This is a genomic window from Streptomyces sp. NPDC048288, from assembly GCF_043201555.1.
Taxonomy (GTDB): Bacteria; Actinomycetota; Actinomycetes; order Streptomycetales; family Streptomycetaceae; genus Streptomyces.
This window is the reverse complement of record NZ_JBICZD010000002.1, coordinates 105,558-123,864: the sequence shown is the minus strand read 5'-3', so window position 1 is coordinate 123,864 and position 18,307 is coordinate 105,558. Positions and strand designations below refer to the sequence as shown.

13 protein-coding genes are annotated in these 18,307 nt (G+C 72.1%); 12 read left to right on the top strand and 1 reads right to left on the bottom strand.

Translation table 11 applies throughout. The features are described from left to right. The 3 genes from ACGFZS_RS06900 (at nt 1) to ACGFZS_RS06890 (ending at nt 1,086) form a co-directional block, all read left to right on the top strand. Complete coding sequence (locus tag ACGFZS_RS06900; RefSeq protein ID WP_365679726.1) at nt 1-189, top strand: DUF4244 domain-containing protein; 189 nt, start codon at nt 1-3, stop codon at nt 187-189. Nucleotides 190-217: 28 nt separating this feature from the next. Next, entirely contained in the window at nt 218-532 is a 315-nt protein-coding gene (locus tag ACGFZS_RS06895) for a TadE family type IV pilus minor pilin (RefSeq protein WP_393660092.1), read from the top strand. A 167-nt stretch (nt 533-699) separates the two neighbouring features. Next, nucleotides 700-1,086 (top strand): Rv3654c family TadE-like protein, encoded by a 387-nt coding sequence (locus ACGFZS_RS06890; RefSeq protein WP_393794197.1) that lies wholly within the window; start codon nt 700-702, stop codon nt 1,084-1,086. On the opposite strand, the gene ACGFZS_RS06885 is transcribed toward ACGFZS_RS06890, so the two are convergent. Continuing rightward, nucleotides 1,055-3,505, bottom strand: a complete 2,451-nt coding sequence (locus tag ACGFZS_RS06885) for a DEAD/DEAH box helicase (protein WP_393794196.1) — start codon at nt 3,503-3,505, stop codon at nt 1,055-1,057. The genes ACGFZS_RS06890 and ACGFZS_RS06885 overlap by 32 nt on opposite strands. A gap of 82 nt (nt 3,506-3,587) precedes the next feature. On the opposite strand from ACGFZS_RS06885, the gene bldG reads away from it, so the two are divergent. The 9 genes from bldG (at nt 3,588) to ACGFZS_RS06840 (ending at nt 18,267) form a co-directional block, all read left to right on the top strand. Next, entirely contained in the window at nt 3,588-3,929 is a 342-nt protein-coding gene (gene bldG, locus ACGFZS_RS06880; RefSeq protein WP_010986038.1) for an anti-sigma factor antagonist BldG, read from the top strand. Nucleotides 3,930-4,167: 238 nt separating this feature from the next. Next, nucleotides 4,168-4,602, top strand: a complete 435-nt coding sequence (locus ACGFZS_RS06875) for an ATP-binding protein (RefSeq protein ID WP_393794195.1) — start codon at nt 4,168-4,170, stop codon at nt 4,600-4,602. Between the two features lie 329 nt (nt 4,603-4,931). Then, a complete protein-coding gene (locus tag ACGFZS_RS06870) occupies nt 4,932-7,337 on the top strand; it encodes a sodium-translocating pyrophosphatase (protein ID WP_393794194.1) in 2,406 nt (801 codons plus the stop codon). A gap of 270 nt (nt 7,338-7,607) precedes the next feature. Beyond that, nucleotides 7,608-8,222, top strand: a complete 615-nt coding sequence (locus ACGFZS_RS06865) for a small secreted protein (protein WP_365679734.1) — start codon at nt 7,608-7,610, stop codon at nt 8,220-8,222. A gap of 53 nt (nt 8,223-8,275) precedes the next feature. Then, entirely contained in the window at nt 8,276-9,805 is a 1,530-nt protein-coding gene (locus tag ACGFZS_RS06860; RefSeq protein ID WP_393794193.1) for a methyltransferase, read from the top strand. 239 nt (nt 9,806-10,044) lie between these two features. Then, entirely contained in the window at nt 10,045-10,242 is a 198-nt protein-coding gene (locus ACGFZS_RS06855) for a hypothetical protein (protein ID WP_393660085.1), read from the top strand. Nucleotides 10,243-10,497: 255 nt separating this feature from the next. Beyond that, on the top strand, nt 10,498-13,335 hold the full coding sequence (gene topA / locus ACGFZS_RS06850; RefSeq protein ID WP_393794192.1) for a type I DNA topoisomerase: 2,838 nt from the start codon (nt 10,498-10,500) through the stop codon (nt 13,333-13,335). 167 nt (nt 13,336-13,502) lie between these two features. Then, nucleotides 13,503-16,811, top strand: a complete 3,309-nt coding sequence (gene tmk / locus ACGFZS_RS06845) for a dTMP kinase (RefSeq protein WP_393794191.1) — start codon at nt 13,503-13,505, stop codon at nt 16,809-16,811. A 250-nt stretch (nt 16,812-17,061) separates the two neighbouring features. Continuing rightward, the gene (locus tag ACGFZS_RS06840; RefSeq protein WP_393794190.1) at nt 17,062-18,267 is read left to right on the top strand and encodes a DNA polymerase III subunit delta'; all 1,206 of its coding nucleotides are present in this window, start codon (nt 17,062-17,064) and stop codon (nt 18,265-18,267) included. The last annotated feature ends 40 nt before the right edge of the window (nt 18,268-18,307 follow it).

Here is an 18,307-nt window from a genome sequence, read left to right as displayed (position 1 = left end):
ATGTACCAGAAGGTCGAGAAGATGCGGAAGCTGCTGTGCGGGGACGCGGGCATGGTCACGTCCGAGTACGCGATGGGGATCATCGCCGCGGTCGGGTTCGCGGCGGTCCTCTACGCGGTCGTGACCAGTGGTCAGGTCAGCGCGGAGTTGCAGGACATCGTGAAACGAGCCCTCAGTGCGCGGATGTGAGCGGGGGCGCGGCGCGGACCGGGGGTTCGTGACGGCGGAGGCGGCCGTGGTGCTGCCGGTGCTGGTGGCGTTCACGATGGCGCTGGTGTGGGGGCTGCTGACGGTGGCCGCCCAGATCCGGTGCGTGGACGCCGCCCGCACCGGGGCGCGGGCCGCCGCGCGGCAGGACGCCGAGGACGCGGTGATCGCGGTGACGAAGGAGGCGGCGCCGGAGGGGGCGACGGTGAGCGTGGGCCGGGAGGGGGACCTGGTGCGGGTGACGGTGGTGGCGAGGCCACCGGTGCTGGGCGGGTTGCCGTTCGAGGTCGGGGAGTCGGCGGTGGCGTTGGTGGAGGGGCCGTGAGGGGGCGTGCGGTGGTCGGGTGGCTGCGGCTGCGTGGGGGCTGGTCGCGCCCACGCGGCGGAGCCGCAAATGCCACAGCCCCGCGCCCCCGCGGGGCGCGTTGCAGCGGGGGGCGTGATCAAGGTTCTGCCACTGTCTGGAGCGTCGGGGCCATCACGGTTCTCTGCGTGGTGTTCGGGGTGGTGCTCGGCCTCGGACAGGCCGTCGCGGTCCGGCACCGCGCGGCCGGTGGTGCCGACATGGCCGCGCTCGCGGCGGCGGACCACTGGGCCGAGGGGCAGGAAGCGGCCTGCTCCAGGGCCGACGGCGTGGCCCGGGCGCAGGGCACCCGGCTGACGCGGTGCGTGCTCGTCGGGGATGTCGCGGATGTGACGGTGGCCTCCGGAGGAGGGCCGTTCACGGCGGAGGTCCGGGCCAGAGCAGGCCCGGCGACCCTCTCGACGAACGACACCTGCAACGCGCCCCAAAGGGGCGCGGGGAACTGCGCCACCAGCCCCCACCGGCCCGCACCGACCCACCTGCCTACCCCGGCGCCCCCTTCAACAGCACCGTGAGCAACCGCACCGCCCCCCGCTTGTGCAAGGGCTCGTTCCCGTTGCCGCACTTGGGTGACTGGATGCACGACGGGCACCCGGCCTCGCACTCGCACGCGGCGATCGCCTCCCGCGTCGCCGTGAGCCAGGTGCGGGCCGTGTGGAAGGCGCGCTCCGCGAAGCCCGCGCCGCCCGGGTGGCCGTCGTAGACGAAGACGGTCGGCAGGAGTGTGTCGGGGTGCAGCGGGATGGAGACACCGCCGATGTCCCAGCGGTCGCAGGTGGCGAAGAGCGGGAGCAGGCCGATGGAGGCGTGTTCGGCGGCGTGCAGGGCGCCGCCGAGGATCTCCGGGTTGATCCGGGCCTCGTCGAGCTGGTCCTCGGTGACCGTCCACCACACCGCGCGGGTGCGCAACGTACGCGGAGGGAGGTCGAGTTTCGACTCGCCGAGGACCTCGCCGGTGATGAGCCGGCGGCGGAGGAAGGAGACCACCTGGTTGGTGACCTCGACGGAGCCGTAGCAGAGGCGCCCGTCGCCCCAGGGGATCTCGGTGTCGGTCTCCAGGACGGAGATCGCGGTCGTGTCGCGGGCGACCGTGGAGTACGGCGGCTCGGCCTGTTCGACCAGGGCGACCGAGTCCTCCAGGTCGAGGGAGCGTACGAGGTAGGTGCGGCCCTGGTGCAGGTGGACCGCGCCCTCGTGGACGGTGGAGTGGGCGGCGCTCGCGTCCACCGTGCCGAGCAGGCGTCCCGTGCCCGCCTCGACGACCTGGACCGGACGGCCGCCCTCGCCGCGGATGTCGGTCAGCTCGGCGGCCCGCTCCCGCCGGGTCCAGTGCCAGGCCTTGGTACGGCGGCGCAGCAGCTTCGCGGCCTCCAGCTGCGGCAGCAGCTCCTCGCAGGCGGGGCCGAAGAGGGCGAGGTCGTCGTCGGTGAGCGGGATCTCGGCCGCGGCGGCGCACAGGTGCGGGGCGAGGACGTACGGGTTGTCGGGGTCGAGGACGGTCGATTCCACCGGTTGGTCGAACAGGGCCTCGGGATGATGGACCAGGAAGGTGTCCAGCGGGTCGTCCCGGGCGACCAGCACGGCGAGGGCCCCCTGGCCGGAGCGGCCCGCCCGACCCGCCTGCTGCCACACAGAGGCCCTCGTACCCGGGTACCCGGCGATCAGTACGGCGTCCAGCCCGGAGACGTCCACACCCAGCTCCAGGGCCGTTGTGGCGGCCAGTCCGAGGAGCTCCCCGGAGTGCAGTGCCTGCTCCAGGGCGCGCCGCTCCTCGGGGAGGTAGCCCCCGCGGTAGGCCGCGACACGCCGGGCGAGGGAACGGTCGACCTCGGCCAGCCGTTCCTGGGTGATGACGGAGATCAGCTCCGCCCCGCGTCTGGAGCGCACGAAGGCGACCGAGCGCACCCCCTGCACGGCGAGGTCGGTCAGCAGGTCGGCGGTCTCGGCGGTGGCGGTACGGCGGACCGGGGCGCCCTTCTCGCCGTGCAGCTCGGTCAGCGGCGGCTCCCACAGGGCGAAGACCAGCTCGCCGCGCGGGGAGGCGTCGTCGGCGATCTCCACGACCGGCAGGCCGGTCAGGCGCCCGGCGGCCACGGCCGGCTCGGCGGCGGTCGCGGAGGCCAGCAGGAAGACCGGGGAGGCGCCGTAGCGGGCGCACAGGCGGCGCAGCCGGCGCAGCACCTGGGCGACGTGCGAGCCGAAGACGCCCCGGTAGGTGTGGCATTCGTCGACGACGACGTACTTCAGCGACTTCAGGAAGGAGGACCAGCGCGGGTGCCCGGGGAGGATCCCGCGGTGCAGCATGTCCGGGTTGGTGAGCACGTAGTTGGCGTACTGGCGGATCCACTCCCGTTCCTCGTACGGGGTGTCGCCGTCGTAGACCGCGGGACGCACCGAATTGCCGAGCGGTTGTGAAAGTTCCTTCACGGAACGGCACTGGTCGGCCGCGAGGGCCTTGGTGGGCGCGAGGTAGAGGGCGGTGGCGCCACGGCCGTTGGCGGCCTCGGAGCCGTCCAGGAGGGTGGACAGGACCGGTACCAGATAGGCCAGGGACTTGCCGGAGGCGGTACCGGTGGCGACCACCACCGAGTCGCCGTCCAGGGCGTGCTCGGCGGCCAGTGCCTGGTGTTCCCAGGGGTGGTCGATCCCGTAGTCCCGCACGGCCGCCACGACTTCCGAACGAATCCGGTCAGGCCAGACGGCATGCCGACCCGCGCGCGGGGGCAAGTGCTCCGTATGAGTGATGCGCGAAGCCCGGCTCGGCCCGGAGGCGAGCCGGTCCAGGACCGTGCCCGGAGAGAACCCGGACGCGGCCGGAACCGAGGGTCGATCGGATCGGTGATTTATGGCCATCGGGACCGAGTGTGTCACTGGAGTGACGGACAATGGGGCCAAGGCGTCGTGCACGCCTGCCGGTAAGTGATTGAATGCCATCGCGGCTGGCGAACCGCCCCGGGGGCCGCAAGCCGAGGTGTCCCGAGGGGCGACCGCTCGATAGCAAGGTGCTGGAGGATCCGTGGACCTGTCCCTGTCGACCCGTACAGTCGGCGATCGTACGGTCGTCGAGGTCGGTGGCGAAATCGACGTATATACCGCGCCCAAGTTGCGCGAACAGCTGGTGGAGCTGGTGAACGACGGGAATTTCCACCTCGTCGTCGACATGGAGGGCGTGGACTTCCTCGACTCCACCGGGCTCGGCGTGCTGGTCGGCGGCCTGAAGCGGGTGCGTGCCCATGAGGGTTCGCTGCGCCTGGTCTGCAACCAGGAGCGCATTCTGAAGATCTTCCGCATCACCGGCCTCACCAAGGTGTTCCCGATCCACACCTCGGTCGAGGAAGCGGTAGCGGCCACCGACTGACCCGGAGCCGGCCGACGTCACCCGGACCGCCGATCGGTCCGCGCCGTCCGGCCGGCTCTCGGCACGGGCCCGTACACCAGTACGTACGCCCCTGCCGCCCCCGCCCGCTCGGGCCCGCGTGCCCGTGCCGGCAGCCGTCCGCGGGACGCAGTGCCCGTGGCGGACGCAATTCATCGGGGGTCCGGGTTCTTCGGCGGCCCGGCCCCCCACCGCACGCCCGTAGTTCCGAGGGGGACGTATGGCCACCGTTGAACTCCGCTTCAGCGCGCTGCCCGAGCACGTCCGCACCGCCCGACTGGTGGCGGCGGCGGTGGCTCGCAGGGCCGGAGTGGACGAGGCCGTCCTGGACGAGGTCCGGCTGGCCGTCGGCGAGGCCTGCTCCCGTGCCGTAGGTCTGCACCAGAGCGCGGGCATCACCGATCCGGTCCGGGTGGCGCTGATCGAGGAGGAGAAACAGTTCTCCATCGAGGTCGGCGACGAAGCACCCCGTTCCGCTCCGGGCGACCGGGCACCGGGCGGCGCGGCGGACGCGGACCTGGACGCCGAGGAGGACGAGATGGGCCTCGCGGTCATCAGCGGCCTCGTCGACGACGTGGAGGTCACCGCCGGGGAGCACGGCGGACTCATCCGCATGACCTGGCCGACCACCCCGCAGGGGGTCGCGCTCGCCTGAGAGTCACCTGATCGATCAAGAAGGGCCCTGCTGAGCAGGGCCCTTCTTGCTATTTTCCGGCGGATGTCATCCGGTCGCCGAATTCGTGAAAGAATTCACGATCAATGATCTGATGGATCGCCCGATAATTTGATCAAGCGCCGATTGCGCCAATGGTGATCGTCAATGCTTTTGGGGCATTACCACTTTCGGGTTCGGTGGCATGGCCCCGATCATTTGCTGAAGAGCACGAGAAGGCCAATTCCGTTTACCGTCCCCTGTTGAGATCACTCCGGGGTACCTAGAATCCGTCCACATCTTGAGCTCAGCCCAAGCGTCAAGGAGGACGAATGGCGGGGCTTTCTACCCCTCAACAGTTGGGCCACCCCTCAACTCTCGCGGCCGCGGTCCTGACCGACGGCAACCGGGCCCTCGTGGCGGTGATCGCCGTCGTGGCGCTGGCCGCGCTCGTGGTCGCCTGGATCCTGGTGCGCCAGGTGCTCGCGGCGGGCGAGGGCACCGAGAGCATGAAGAAGATCGCGGCGGCGGTCCAGGAAGGCGCGAACGCCTATCTGGGCCGACAGTTGCGCACCCTCGGCGCATTCGCCGTCGTGGTGTTCTTCCTGCTCCTGCTGCTGCCCGCGGACGACTGGAATCAGCGTGCCGGCCGATCGATCTTCTTCCTGATCGGCGCGGCCTTCTCGGCGACCACCGGTTATATCGGCATGTGGCTCGCCGTACGCAGCAATGTGCGGGTCGCCGCGGCGGCCCGCGAAGCCACTCCGGCGGAAGGCGAACCGGAAAAGGATCTCACCGCCGTCTCGCACAAAGCGATGAAGATCGCTTTCCGTACGGGCGGCGTCGTCGGCATGTTCACGGTGGGGCTCGGCCTGCTCGGCGCCTCCTGTGTGGTGCTGGTCTACGCGGCCGACGCGCCGAAGGTGCTCGAAGGCTTCGGCCTCGGTGCCGCCCTCATCGCGATGTTCATGCGTGTCGGCGGCGGCATCTTCACCAAGGCCGCCGACGTCGGCGCCGACCTGGTCGGCAAGGTCGAACAGGGCATTCCGGAGGACGACCCGCGCAATGCCGCGACCATCGCCGACAACGTGGGCGACAACGTCGGCGACTGCGCGGGCATGGCGGCCGACCTCTTCGAGTCGTACGCCGTGACCCTGGTCGCCGCGCTGATCCTCGGCAAGGTGGCCTTCGGCGACTCCGGACTCGCCTTCCCGCTCCTGGTGCCGGCGATCGGCGTGATCACCGCGATGATCGGCATCTTCGCGGTCGCCCCGCGCCGCAGCGACCGCAGCGGCATGAGCGCCATCAACCGCGGCTTCTTCATCTCCGCGGTGATCTCGCTGGTGCTGGTCGCGATCGCGGTCTTCGTCTACCTGCCGGGTAAGTACTCCGACCTCGACGGGATCGGCGACGCGGCCATCCGCGCCAAGGACGGCGACCCGCGGGTCCTCGCGCTCGTCGCGGTCGCCATCGGCATCCTGCTGGCGGCCGTCATCCAGCAGCTGACCGGCTACTTCACCGAGACCAACCGGCGTCCGGTCATGGACATCGGCAAGACCTCGCTGACCGGCCCGGCCACCGTGGTCCTCGCCGGTATCTCGATCGGTCTCGAATCGGCCGTCTACACCGCCCTGTTGATCGGCCTGAGCGTCTACGGGGCGTTCCTGCTGGGCGGCACGTCGATCATGCTGGCGCTGTTCGCGGTGGCGCTGGCCGGCACCGGCCTGCTCACCACGGTCGGTGTGATCGTCGCGATGGACACCTTCGGTCCGGTCTCCGACAACGCCCAGGGCATCGCCGAGATGTCCGGCGACGTCGAGGGCGCGGGCGCGCAGGTGCTCACCAACCTGGACGCCGTCGGCAACACGACGAAGGCCATCACCAAGGGCATCGCGATCGCCACCGCCGTTCTCGCGGCGTCGGCGCTCTTCGGGTCGTACCGGGACGCGATCACCACGAACGTGCAGGACGTGGGAGCGAAACTCAGCGGCGCGGGAGCCCCGTTGACCCTGTCGATGGACATCTCGCAGCCGAACAACCTCGTCGGGCTCATCGCCGGCGCGGCGGTCGTCTTCCTCTTCTCCGGGCTCGCCATCAACGCCGTGTCACGGTCGGCGGGTTCGGTGGTCTACGAGGTGCGGCGGCAGTTCCGCGAGCACCCCGGGATCATGGACTACACGGAGACGCCCGAGTACGGCAAGGTCGTCGACATCTGCACCAAGGACGCCCTGCGCGAGCTGGCCACGCCGGGACTGCTCGCCGTGATGGCGCCCATCTTCGTCGGGTTCACGCTCGGCGTCGGCGCGCTCGGCTCGTATCTCGCGGGCGCGATCGGCGCGGGCACCCTGATGGCGGTGTTCCTCGCCAACTCCGGTGGCGCCTGGGACAACGCCAAGAAACTCGTCGAGGACGGCCACCACGGCGGCAAGGGCAGCGAGGCCCACGCGGCCACGGTCATCGGCGACACGGTCGGCGACCCCTTCAAGGACACCGCGGGCCCCGCGATCAACCCGCTGCTCAAGGTCATGAACCTGGTGTCGCTGCTCATCGCACCCGCCGTGATCAAGTTCTCGTACGGCAGTGACAAGAGCATCGGCGTCCGGATCACGATCGCGGTCCTCGCGCTGATCGTGATCGTCGGCGCGGTGTACGTCTCCAAGCGGCGCGGCATCGCCGTCGACGACGACGAGAGTGCTGAACGCGTGGCCAAGTCGGCCGATCCCGCGGTGGTTTCGTAGGCGGTCTTACGACGCCCACCCGGGGCCCTCGCCAGAGGGACCGGTCAACGAGCGGGCGGACGGCGTGTGGTGACACGCCGTCCGCCCGTTTCGTGCGCCGGGGAACTCGCCCGGATCCCGTACGCCGTCGCGCACTCCCGCTCCGGGTGTGCGCGTCGTCTCGTCGTGAGCCTTCTCTCCCCGGTGCGAATCGGCCTAAAAACATACTTTCCGGGTGCACTCCATGGGGGTCCTGTCCGCCAGCCGTGTAGATTCCGGGGGCCGAGAGCCATGGAAGGGACCGATCCGGTGAACAAGAAGCTCGCGGCCGCACTGTCCGGCGGTGCGGTACTGATAGTGGCGCTGTCCGGGTGCAGCGAAAACAAGGGCACCGACCCCAAGCTGATCGCCTGGGCCAAGACCGTGTGCGACGCCGTGCCGGCGCAGGACGCGAAGATCAAGGCGGCCAACGAGGCGATCGCGCAGACGGCCTCGGACACCACGAGTTCGCCCGCGACCATCCAGAAGACCGACTCCCAGGCCTTCCAGGACATGTCCGACGGCTACAAGGCGCTCGCCACCGCCATCAACGGCGCCGGCGCGCCCCCCGGGATCGACGACGGCGCCAAGCGCCAGCAGGACGTCGTCAAGAACCTCAACAGCCTCTCCGCGTCCTATGCCGACCTGAAGAAGAAGGTCGACGCGCTGGACACCAAGGACCAGGCGAAGTTCGCCACCGGTCTGCACGACGTCGCCTCCCAGATGGCGGACCTGGAGACGCAGAACAAGAGCGGCACCGCGGCGCTGCAGGCCCTGGAGCAGGGCGAGGTCAAGGACGCGATCGCCGAGCAGGCCAGCTGCAAGAAGGTCTCCGCGACGGCGTCGGCCTCCTCGACCACGAGCTGACGGCCCCGGCGGCGGTGGGCCGAGCCCGCGTCCGAAGGCGGCCGCGGGCCACAATGGAGGGCGTGACTGACTCCGGCCTCGCCATCCTGCCCGCCCCCGACCGCCCCGACGTCGCCGCCCGGCTGCGCACCGCCCTGCTGGGCGCCTCCTTCACCGCCGACGGGCTGCTCGAACTGCTCGGCGCCCCCGCGTACGCGGCGCTGGCCCGCAGCGAGACGGTGCCCGCGCTCCGGGCGACCCGCGGGGACACGCCGCTGGAGACGCTCGTCCGGCTGTTCCTGCTGCAGCAGCCCGTGCCGCACGCGCGCGTGGCCGACGTGCTGCCCGTGGCCGACCTGGTGGACAGCGGCTGGCTGACCCGCGTCGGCGGCGACGAGGTCGCGGCCACCGTGGACGTACGGCCGTACGGCGGGCCCGACGGCGAGGACTGGTTCATCGTGTCCGACCTCGGATGCGCCGTGGGCGGCGCCGGGGGCATCGGGCAGCGCCACGAGGGTGTCGTGCTCGGGGTCGGCGGCGCGTCCACCACGCTCGCCGGCATCACCGTCCGCACGCCCGTCGCGGCCGCCCTCGACCTCGGCACCGGCTCCGGGATCCAGGCGCTGCACGCCGCCCAGCACGCCACGCGCGTGACGGCGACCGATCTCAACCCGCGCGCGCTGCACATCACGGCCCTCACGCTGGCGCTCTCCGGAGCCCCGGCGGCCGACCTGCGCGAGGGTTCGCTGTTCGAGCCGGTGAAGGACGGGGAGACGTACGACCTGATCGTCTCCAACCCGCCGTTCGTGATCTCTCCCGGTGCCCGACTCACCTACCGGGACGGCGGGATGAGCGGGGACGATCTGTGCCGCTCGCTCGTTCAACAGGCCGGGGAGCGGCTGAACGAGGGCGGGTTCGCGCAGTTCCTCGCCAACTGGCAGCACGTCGCGGGGGAGGACTGGCAGGACAGGGTCAGGTCGTGGGTGCCGCGCGGCTGCGACGCGTGGATCGTGCAGCGCGAGGTGCAGGACGTCAACCAGTACGCCGAGCTGTGGCTCAGGGACTCCGGCGACCACCGCGGGGACCCGGCCGAGTACCAGGCGCGGTACGACGCGTGGCTCGACGAGTTCGAGGCGCGCAAGGTGAAGGGGGTGGGGTTCGGCTGGATCACGCTGCGCAGGACGGGGGCCGCCGTGCCGTCGGTCACCGCCGAGGAGTGGCCGCATCCGATCGAACAGCCGCTCGGTGAGACGATCCGCGCGCACTTCGACCGGCTCGACTACCTCCGCGACCACGACGACGCGGATCTCCTCGAAGGCCACTTCCGGCTCGCCGTCGAGGTGGTCCAGGAGCAGGTCGGACTGCCCGGCGCCGAGGACCCGGAGCACGTGGTGCTGCGCCAGCACCGCGGGATGCGCCGCGCGACCAAGGTGGACACGGTGGGCGCCGGGTTCGCCGGGGTGTGCGACGGCTCGCTGAGCGCGGGGCGGATTCTCGACGCCATCGCCCAGCTGATGGGCGAGGACCCGGTGTCGCTGCGCGACCGCACGCCCGCGCAGATCCGGCTGCTGGTGGAGCAGGGCTTCCTGGAGCCGGCGGGCTGACGGGGCGTCCGGGAGGGGTTCGGGAGCGGTCCGGGGGCTCGTGGGACACGCCGGAAGAGGAAAAAGGCCGGAAAAATGTGGCCGGGAGGTTCGCCCCGTAGTCCGTCGATCGAATGTTCGAGCATCTTGGGGCGCCTCGTTCACCTCCAGTTCGCCCGCCCGCCGTCCGCCCGCCGCCCGTGCGTGCCAGTCTCCCGGCGCTGGGCAGTCACGGACGGCAGGGAAGGGGCGCACGGCCCATGGAGAACGGACCGGCGATCTTCGCGGGGGCGGTGTTCGCCCTGTTCGGAGCCGCGCTGCTGGTGTGGACCGGTATCCGGGTCCGGCGTGGCGAACCCGTCGCCCAGGGTGTGAGTCAGATCGCATCGGCGACCCTCACGACCCTTGCCGCGGTGGTCTCGCTGGGCCTCGGGGCGTACTGCCTGACCCGCCTGTGAGGGTGCGGTTCCGGTAATCGGAGCATCACGCTCCGGACAGGGCCGGAAGAGTGACCGGGGACTCCGGGCGGCAGGAATGGCGGTAGTCGGGTTACCGTTCGAGTGGCCGTTGTGAGCTTTTCCCGTTTGACACGGGGGCGGGATGTACCGTCACACTCCGCAGCGTCACCAAGTGAACGGGCATCCCTGCCCGTGCCACGACCCCGGGAGCAAGGCCTGGGGAGGCCCCAGCGTCGACCGGAGAGAAGAGCGAAGTTGTCCCCGACCAGCGAGACCGCACAGGGCGGCCGCCGACTCGTCATCGTCGAGTCGCCTGCCAAGGCGAAGACGATCAAGGGCTATCTGGGCCCCGGATACGTCGTCGAAGCGAGCGTCGGGCACATCCGTGACCTTCCCAACGGCGCCGCGGAGGTGCCCGAGAAGTACACCGGCGAGGTCCGGCGCCTCGGCGTGGACGTCGAGCACGACTTCGAACCGATCTATGTGGTCAACGCGGACAAGCGGGCCCAGGTCAAGAAGCTCAAGGACCTGCTGAAGGACTCCGACGAGCTCTACCTCGCCACCGATGAGGACCGCGAGGGCGAGGCCATCGCCTGGCACCTCCAGGAGGTGCTCAAGCCCAAGGTCCCGGTCAAGCGGATGGTCTTCCACGAGATCACCAAGTCCGCGATCCAGGCCGCCGTCGCCAACCCGCGCCAACTCAACCAGAAGCTCGTCGACGCCCAGGAGACCCGCCGCATCCTCGACCGCCTCTACGGCTACGAGGTCTCGCCGGTCCTGTGGAAGAAGGTCATGCCGCGCCTGTCGGCCGGCCGTGTCCAGTCCGTCGCGACCCGGCTCGTGGTCGAGCGGGAGCGCGAGCGCATCGCGTTCCGCTCCGCCGACTACTGGGACCTGACCGGCACCTTCGCGACCGGCCGCGCGGGCGACTCGTCGGACCCGTCGTCCCTGGTCGCCCGGCTGCAGGCCGTCGACGGCAAGCGGGTCGCCCAGGGCCGTGACTTCGACTCCCTGGGGCAGCTCAAGAGCGCGAACACCCTCCACCTCGACGAGGCGAACGCCCGCGCCCTGGCCGCCGCCCTGGAGAACACCCGGTTCGCGGTCCGCTCGGTCGAGTCCAAGCCGTACCGCCGCTCGCCGTACGCCCCGTTCCGTACGACGACGCTGCAGCAGGAGGCGAGCCGCAAGCTCGGCTTCGGCGCGAAGGCCACCATGCAGGTGGCCCAGAAGCTGTACGAGAACGGCTACATCACCTACATGCGTACGGACTCCACGACGCTGAGCGACACCGCGATCGCGGCCGCCCGCGCCCAGGTCACGCAGTTGTACGGCGCCGACTACCTGCCGCCGCAGCCGCGTACGTACGCCGCGAAGGTCAAGAACGCCCAGGAGGCGCACGAGGCGATCCGCCCCTCGGGCGATCGTTTCCGCACCCCGGCGGAGACCGGGCTGACCGGCGACCAGTTCAAGCTCTACGAGCTGATCTGGAAGCGGACCGTCGCCTCCCAGATGAAGGACGCGACCGGCAACAGCGTCACCGTGAAGATCGCCGGCGCCGCCGCCGACGGCCGGGACGTCGAGTTCAGCGCCTCCGGCAAGACGATCACCTTCCACGGCTTCCTCAAGGCCTACGTCGAGGGCGCCGACGACCCGAACGCCGAGCTGGACGACCGCGAGCGCCGGCTGCCCCAGGTCGCCGAGGGCGACGCGCTGTCCGCCGAGGAGATCACGGTCGACGGCCACTCCACCAAGCCGCCGGCCCGCTACACCGAGGCCTCGCTGGTCAAGGAGCTGGAAGAGCGCGAGATCGGCCGCCCCTCGACGTACGCGTCGATCATCGGCACGATCCTCGACCGCGGCTACGTGTTCAAGAAGGGGACGGCCCTGGTGCCCTCCTTCCTGTCCTTCGCCGTGGTCAACCTCCTGGAGAAGCACTTCGGCCGGCTGGTCGACTACGACTTCACCGCCCGCATGGAGGACGACCTCGACCGCATCGCCGCCGGCCAGGCCAAGGCCGTGCCGTGGCTGAAGCGCTTCTACTTCGGTGAGGGCGGCGAAGCCACCGGCGGCGCGGCCGACGCCGGCAACGGCGACGGGGACCACCTCGGCGGTCTCAAGGAACTGGTGACCGACCTGGGCGCGATCGACGCGCGCGAGGTGTCGTCGTTCCCGGTGGGCAACGACATCGTGCTCCGCGTCGGCCGCTACGGGCCGTACGTCGAGCGCGGCGAGAAGGACTCCGAGGGCCACCAGCGCGCGGACGTGCCGGAGGACCTGGCCCCCGACGAGCTGTCCGTCGAGCTCGCGGAGGAACTGCTCGCCAAGCCGAGCGGCGACTTCGAGCTGGGCGCCGACCCCGCGACGGGCCACCAGATCATCGCCCGGGACGGCCGCTACGGCCCGTACGTCACCGAGGTGCTCCCCGAGGGCACCCCGAAGACCGGCAAGAACGCGGTCAAGCCGCGCACGGCCTCGCTCTTCAAGAGCATGTCCCTGGACACCGTCACCCTGGCGGACGCGCTGCAGCTGATGTCGCTGCCGCGCGTCGTCGGCGCCGACGCCGAGGGCCAGGAGATCACCGCGCAGAACGGGCGCTACGGGCCGTACCTGAAGAAGGGCACGGACTCGCGTTCGCTCACCTCCGAGGACCAGCTCTTCACGATCACCCTCGAAGAGGCGCTGGCGATCTACGCACAGCCCAAGCAGCGGGGCCGGGCCGCCGCCAAGCCGCCGCTGAAGGAGCTGGGCACCGACCCGGTCAGCGAGAAGCCGGTCGTGGTGAAGGACGGCCGCTTCGGGGCGTACGTCACCGACGGGGAGACCAACGCGACCCTGCGCTCCGGCGACAGCGTCGAGACGATCACCCCCGAGCGCGGCTACGAGCTGCTCGCCGAGAAGCGGGCGAAGGCGCCCGCCAAGAAGACGGCGAAGAAGGCGCCCGCCAAGAAGACGGCGGCCGCCAAGAAGGCCGCGCCGGCGAAGAAGACCGCGGCCAAGAAGACCGTCGCCAAGAAGACGACGACGGCCGCGAAGAAGACGGCCGCAGCCGCCAAGAAGACGACGGCGGCCTCCCAGGCGACCGCGGAGGACTGAGCCGCCGCTCCGGGCGCCCGCTCCAGGGCTCCTGAAGCCCTCTCAGGTCCTTCTGGTCCTCACATCGGCTTCGCATTGCGCACGCCCCGGCATCAACTTGGTGTCGGGGTGTGTGTACCTGTGGACGCTCGCGGCGGGCTGTCGGCGGCTGCCGATAGGCTGAAAGCATGACGCGAGCCGAGCAGCCAACGGCCCCCCGGACAGAACCCGACGACGCGCTGGTAGCGGATTCCCGCGAGCGCGCCGTCCGCGCGTTGCTGCGCCGACCCGAACTGAGGCGCTTGTGGAGCGCCCAGCTGGTCAGCGGCGTCGGCGACGCACTGGCGCTCCTGGTGCTGGTCGTGCTCACACTCCAGGCGGCCGTCGCCCAGGGCTCCTTCGGCGGCGGCTACCGAGGCCTGGCGTTCGCGGTGGCGATCGTCTTCGGGGTGCGCATTCTGGCCACCCTGCTCTTCGGCGCGGTCCTGCTGGGCCCGCTGACCGCGCTCACCGCGCAGGACGGACCGCTCGACCGCCGCTGGACCATGGTCGGCGCCGACGGCCTGCGCGCCCTCCTGCTGCTCGTCGCGCCCCTGTGGATCGACTGGACCCCGCAGAACGCCCCGGCGATCCTCCTGGCGACGGCCTTCGTCGTCGGAACCGCCGAGCGTTTGTGGACGGTCTGCCGGGAGAGCGCGGCCCCCGCACTGCTGCCCGCCCCGCCCCCGGAGGGCGCGACGGTACGACCGCTGCCCGACCACCTGGACGCGCTGCGCCGCCTCTCGCTGCGGACGACGTTCCTGGCGATCCCGCTCGCGGCCGCCGCCCTGGTCGCCGCGTCCCTGGTCAACAACCTGCTGGGCACGGGCCTCGCGTGGTTCGCCCAGCACCAGGCGGCCCTGGCGGCATACGTGGCGGCGGGCCTGTTCGCCGGGTCCCTCTCGGTACTGGTCTACCTGGAGGTGCCCGGCACCCGCACCCCGCGCGCGCGGTCGCCGCTGGAGGGCCTGCGCCGCCCGAGGACCGGCTCCGGCACCGACATGGGCCGCACCGGCGTCATCCCGCTGCTGGTGCTGGCCTGCGCGGCCGTCGCCGGGGCGGTCTCTGCGGCCGTCGCCGTCTCCGTGCTGCACGCGCGGGACCTGGGCGGCGGCCCGGTCCTGTACGGCCTGCTGGTGCTCGCCCTGACCGGTGGCGTGGCCATCGGCATCCGGACGGCGCCCGCGCTGCTGCCGACACTCTCGCGCCGCCGGCTGCTGTCGCTGGCCATCGCCTTCACCGGCATCGCGCTGCTGGCCGCCGGCCTGGTCCCGGACGTCACCACCGTGCTGTTGATCGTCACGCTGGCCGGCATCGGCGCGGGCGTGGCCGCCAACACCGGGCACACCCTGCTCGACCAGGAGACCGAGGACTTCCGCCGGGCGCGCACCACCGAGCACCTGCACGCGGTGGTCCGGGTCGCCATAGCGCTCGGCGCGCTCGTCGCCCCCCTGGTCGCGGCGCTGATCGGCCCGCACCGGCTGGAGAACGGCAAGTTCGTGTTCGCGCACGGCGGCGCCGCGTTCACGCTGATGCTGGTCGGCGCGCTGCTGCTGCCGGTGGCCGTGCTGGTGCTGGCCAAGCTCGACGACCGCGCGGGCGTACCGCTCCGCCACGACCTGCGGGACGCGCTGCTCGGCGGCGACGACCCCGCCCAGGCCCCCGCGGGCAACGGTTTCTTCATCGCCCTGGAGGGCGGCGACGGCGCCGGCAAGTCCACCCAGGCCGAGGCTCTCGCCGAGTGGATCCGCGCCAAGGGCCACGAGGTCGTGCTCACCCGCGAGCCGGGCGCCACCCCGGTCGGCAAGCGGCTGCGCTCGATCCTCCTGGACGTCTCGTCCGCCGGTCTGTCGCACCGCGCGGAGGCGCTGCTGTACGCCGCCGACCGCGCGGAGCACGTGGACACCGTCGTACGGCCCGCCCTGGAGCGCGGCGCGATCGTCATCTCCGACCGCTACATCGACTCCTCCGTCGCCTACCAGGGCGCGGGCCGCGACCTGTCCCCGACCGAGGTCGCCCGCATCAACCGCTGGGCCACCGACGGACTGGTCCCGCATCTGACCGTCCTGCTGGACGTGGTGCCGGAGACCGCCCGGGAGCGGTTCACCGAGGCCCCCGACCGGCTGGAGTCCGAGCCCGCCGAGTTCCACGCGCGCGTACGGGCCGGATTCCTGACGCTGGCCGCCGCAGACCCCGGCCGCTACCTGGTGGTGGACGCGGGCCAGGAGCCCGAGGCGGTGACCACGGTCGTCCGGGCCCGCCTCGACACCGTGCTGCCGCTGTCCGAGGCCGAGGTCAAGGCCGCCGAGGAGGCCCGCAAGAAGGCCGAGGAGGAGGCCCGCCGCAAGGCCGAGGAAGAGGCCGCGCGCAAGGCCGAGGAGGAGCGCCTGGAGCGGGAGCGCCAGGAGCAGCTGGCCAAGCTGCGCGCCGAGGAGGAGGAGCGCAAGCGCCGCGAGCTGGAGGAGGCGCAGCGCCGCGAGGCCGAACGGCAGGCGGAGGAGGCCCGGCAGCGAGCCGAGGAGGCGCGCAGGCGGGCCGAGGAGGAGCAGGCCCGGCTGCTCGCCGAGGAGAAGGCCCGCGCGGAGGCCGAGGCCCGCCGCAAGGCCGAGGAGGAGCAGCGCCGCAAGCGTGCCGAGGAGGAGGCCCGGCTGCGTGCCGAGGCCGAGGAGCGGCGCCTGGAGAAGCAGCGCAAGGCCGAGGAGGCCCTGCTCAAGGCCGAGCAGGCACGGCGTGCCGCCTCCGAGGCGGCGGCCGCGGCCGACACGGCCGCCCGGGAGTCGGCCGCACCGCAGCCGACGGCGCCCGGTGTCACCCCGGAGGCCACGACCATGCCGACGCCCGTGGTGCGGCCCGACGACGAGCCTCCCGCGGCACCCACGCGCGCGACCGACGAGACCACGGTGCTGCGTCCGGTACGCGACGAGCGTGCCCCCGCCGCCCGGCGGTCCGGGCCGGAGTCCGAGTCCGAGGTGACGGCGCAGCTGCCGCAGCCGCCGGTGCCGTCGGCGGGGGCTGCCGACGAGACCGCGGTGCTGCCCGCGGTGGGCGCGGCCGACGAGACGGCCGTCCTGCCGCCGGTGCGGTCCGGTGCCGCAGACGAGACCGCCGTACTGCCTCCCGTGCGCGACGACGCGACCCCGCCCACCGCTCCCACCGGCACCACTCCGGCGGACCGGATGCCGACCGGCTTCTTCCGGGACGAGCGGGACGAGCGGGACGGACGGGACGAGCCGGACGGGCGGGACGGCGGGAACCCCGACGGCTCCGAGGGCCGCACCCGTGAGCTGCCGCAGGTCGAGGCCGAGGGCCAGGCCCCGCGTCGGCGCCCCCGCCCCGACTGGGCCGAGGAGACCCCGCTGGACGACCTGCCGTCGCTGGCGGACGAGCTGCTGGGCACGTACGACGAGCAGGAGCACGACGACGGGCGGGGCCGCCGGGGTCGCGGGCGGCGCGGCTGAGGTTTCCGCACGGAGCGCGGGGGCGGTGCGGGCCGGGGTTCCGGCCGGTGCCGCCCCCGCGCCGTTGTGACGGGCGCGGACCGCGTCGTCGGTGGGGGCCGCACAGTTGTCAGTGGAGCCCGCTGTCAGTGGGGGCCCGCACAATGGAAACCGGATCGGGACCGGATCAGGATCGGCACCGGATCCTGATCGGGACCTCGGACATCGGACGTCCGGGCATCGACCTTGGACGGAAGGGTGGCGTGACCCCATGAGCGTGTGGGACGACCTCGTCGGGCAGGAGCGGGTGAGCGAGGCGCTCGTCGCCGCCGCCCGGGACGCCGACGCCCTGGTCACCGCCGCCGCGGCCGGCCAGCCGCCGCCGGAGTCGTCGAAGATGACCCATGCCTGGCTGTTCACCGGCCCGCCCGGTGCCGGCCGCAACCAGACGGCGCGGGCCTTCGCCGCCGCCCTCCAGTGCGTCAGCCCCGACCGTGCCCTGGGCGGGGCCCCCGGCTGCGGCTTCTGCGACGGGTGTCACACGGCACTGATCGGCACCCACGCGGATGTCACGACCGTCGCCGCCGTCGGCGCCGAGATCCTGGTCAAGGACATGCGCGACACGGTCCGCAAGTCGTACACGTCCCCGGCGAACGGCCGCTGGCAGATCATCCTCGTCGAGGACGCCGAGCGGCTGAACGAGAAGTCGGCCAACGCCGTCCTCAAGGCCGTCGAGGAGCCCGCCCCCCGTACGGTCTGGCTGCTCTGCGCCCCCTCGCTGGAGGACGTGCTGCCCACGATCCGCTCCCGCTGCCGCCACCTGAACCTGAGCACGCCCTCGGTGGCGGCGGTCGCCGACATGCTGGTCCGGCGGGAGGGCATCGAGCCCCAGGTGGCCGAGGCGGCCGCCCGCGCCACCCAGGGACACGTCGACCGGGCCCGCCGGCTGGCCACCGACCCGGCCGCCCGCGAGCGCCGGGCGGCGGTGCTCAAGCTGCCGCTGCGCCTTGACGAGGTCGGGGCCTGCCTGAAGGCGGCCCAGGAGCTGGTGGACGCGGCGGCGGAGGACGCCAAGCAGCTCGCCGAGGAGATGGACGGCAAGGAGACCGAGGAGCTGAAGGCGGCGCTCGGCGCGGCCCAGGGCGGGCGGCTGCCCCGGGGCACGGCGGGCGTGATGAAGGACCTGGAGGACATGCAGAAGCGCCGCCGGACCAGGACCCAGCGGGACAGCCTCGACGTCGCCCTCACCGACCTGACCGGCTTCTACCGCGATGTCCTCGCCCTCCAGCTGGGCTCCAGGGTCGCGATCGCCAACGGCGACGCCGAGGACGCCCTGGAACGGCTGGCCCGGTCCGGCTCGCCCGAGTCCACGCTGCGCCGCATCGAGGCCATCGCCGCCTGCCGCGACGCCCTCGACCGCAATGTGGCGCCTCTGTTGGCGGTGGAGGCGATGACGATGGCGCTCAGAGCGGGCTGAGGTCCGGGCCGAGGAGTGATCGCGGTTGACCGGGGTCACC

What these genes read in the sequence shown, in the direction of transcription:
- ACGFZS_RS06900 (WP_365679726.1), top strand. Translation starts at nt 1, where the DNA reads ATGTACCAGAAGGTCGAGAAGATGCGGAAGCTGCTGTGCGGGGACGCG.
- ACGFZS_RS06885 (WP_393794196.1), bottom strand. Translation starts at nt 3,505, where the DNA reads ATGGCATTCAATCACTTACCGGCAGGCGTGCACGACGCCTTGGCCCCA.
- ACGFZS_RS06875 (WP_393794195.1), top strand. Translation starts at nt 4,168, where the DNA reads ATGGCCACCGTTGAACTCCGCTTCAGCGCGCTGCCCGAGCACGTCCGC.
- ACGFZS_RS06870 (WP_393794194.1), top strand. Translation starts at nt 4,932, where the DNA reads ATGGCGGGGCTTTCTACCCCTCAACAGTTGGGCCACCCCTCAACTCTC.
- ACGFZS_RS06865 (WP_365679734.1), top strand. Translation starts at nt 7,608, where the DNA reads ATGGAAGGGACCGATCCGGTGAACAAGAAGCTCGCGGCCGCACTGTCC.
- ACGFZS_RS06860 (WP_393794193.1), top strand. Translation starts at nt 8,276, where the DNA reads ATGGAGGGCGTGACTGACTCCGGCCTCGCCATCCTGCCCGCCCCCGAC.
- ACGFZS_RS06855 (WP_393660085.1), top strand. Translation starts at nt 10,045, where the DNA reads ATGGAGAACGGACCGGCGATCTTCGCGGGGGCGGTGTTCGCCCTGTTC.
- tmk (WP_393794191.1), top strand. Translation starts at nt 13,503, where the DNA reads ATGACGCGAGCCGAGCAGCCAACGGCCCCCCGGACAGAACCCGACGAC.
- ACGFZS_RS06840 (WP_393794190.1), top strand. Translation starts at nt 17,062, where the DNA reads ATGAGCGTGTGGGACGACCTCGTCGGGCAGGAGCGGGTGAGCGAGGCG.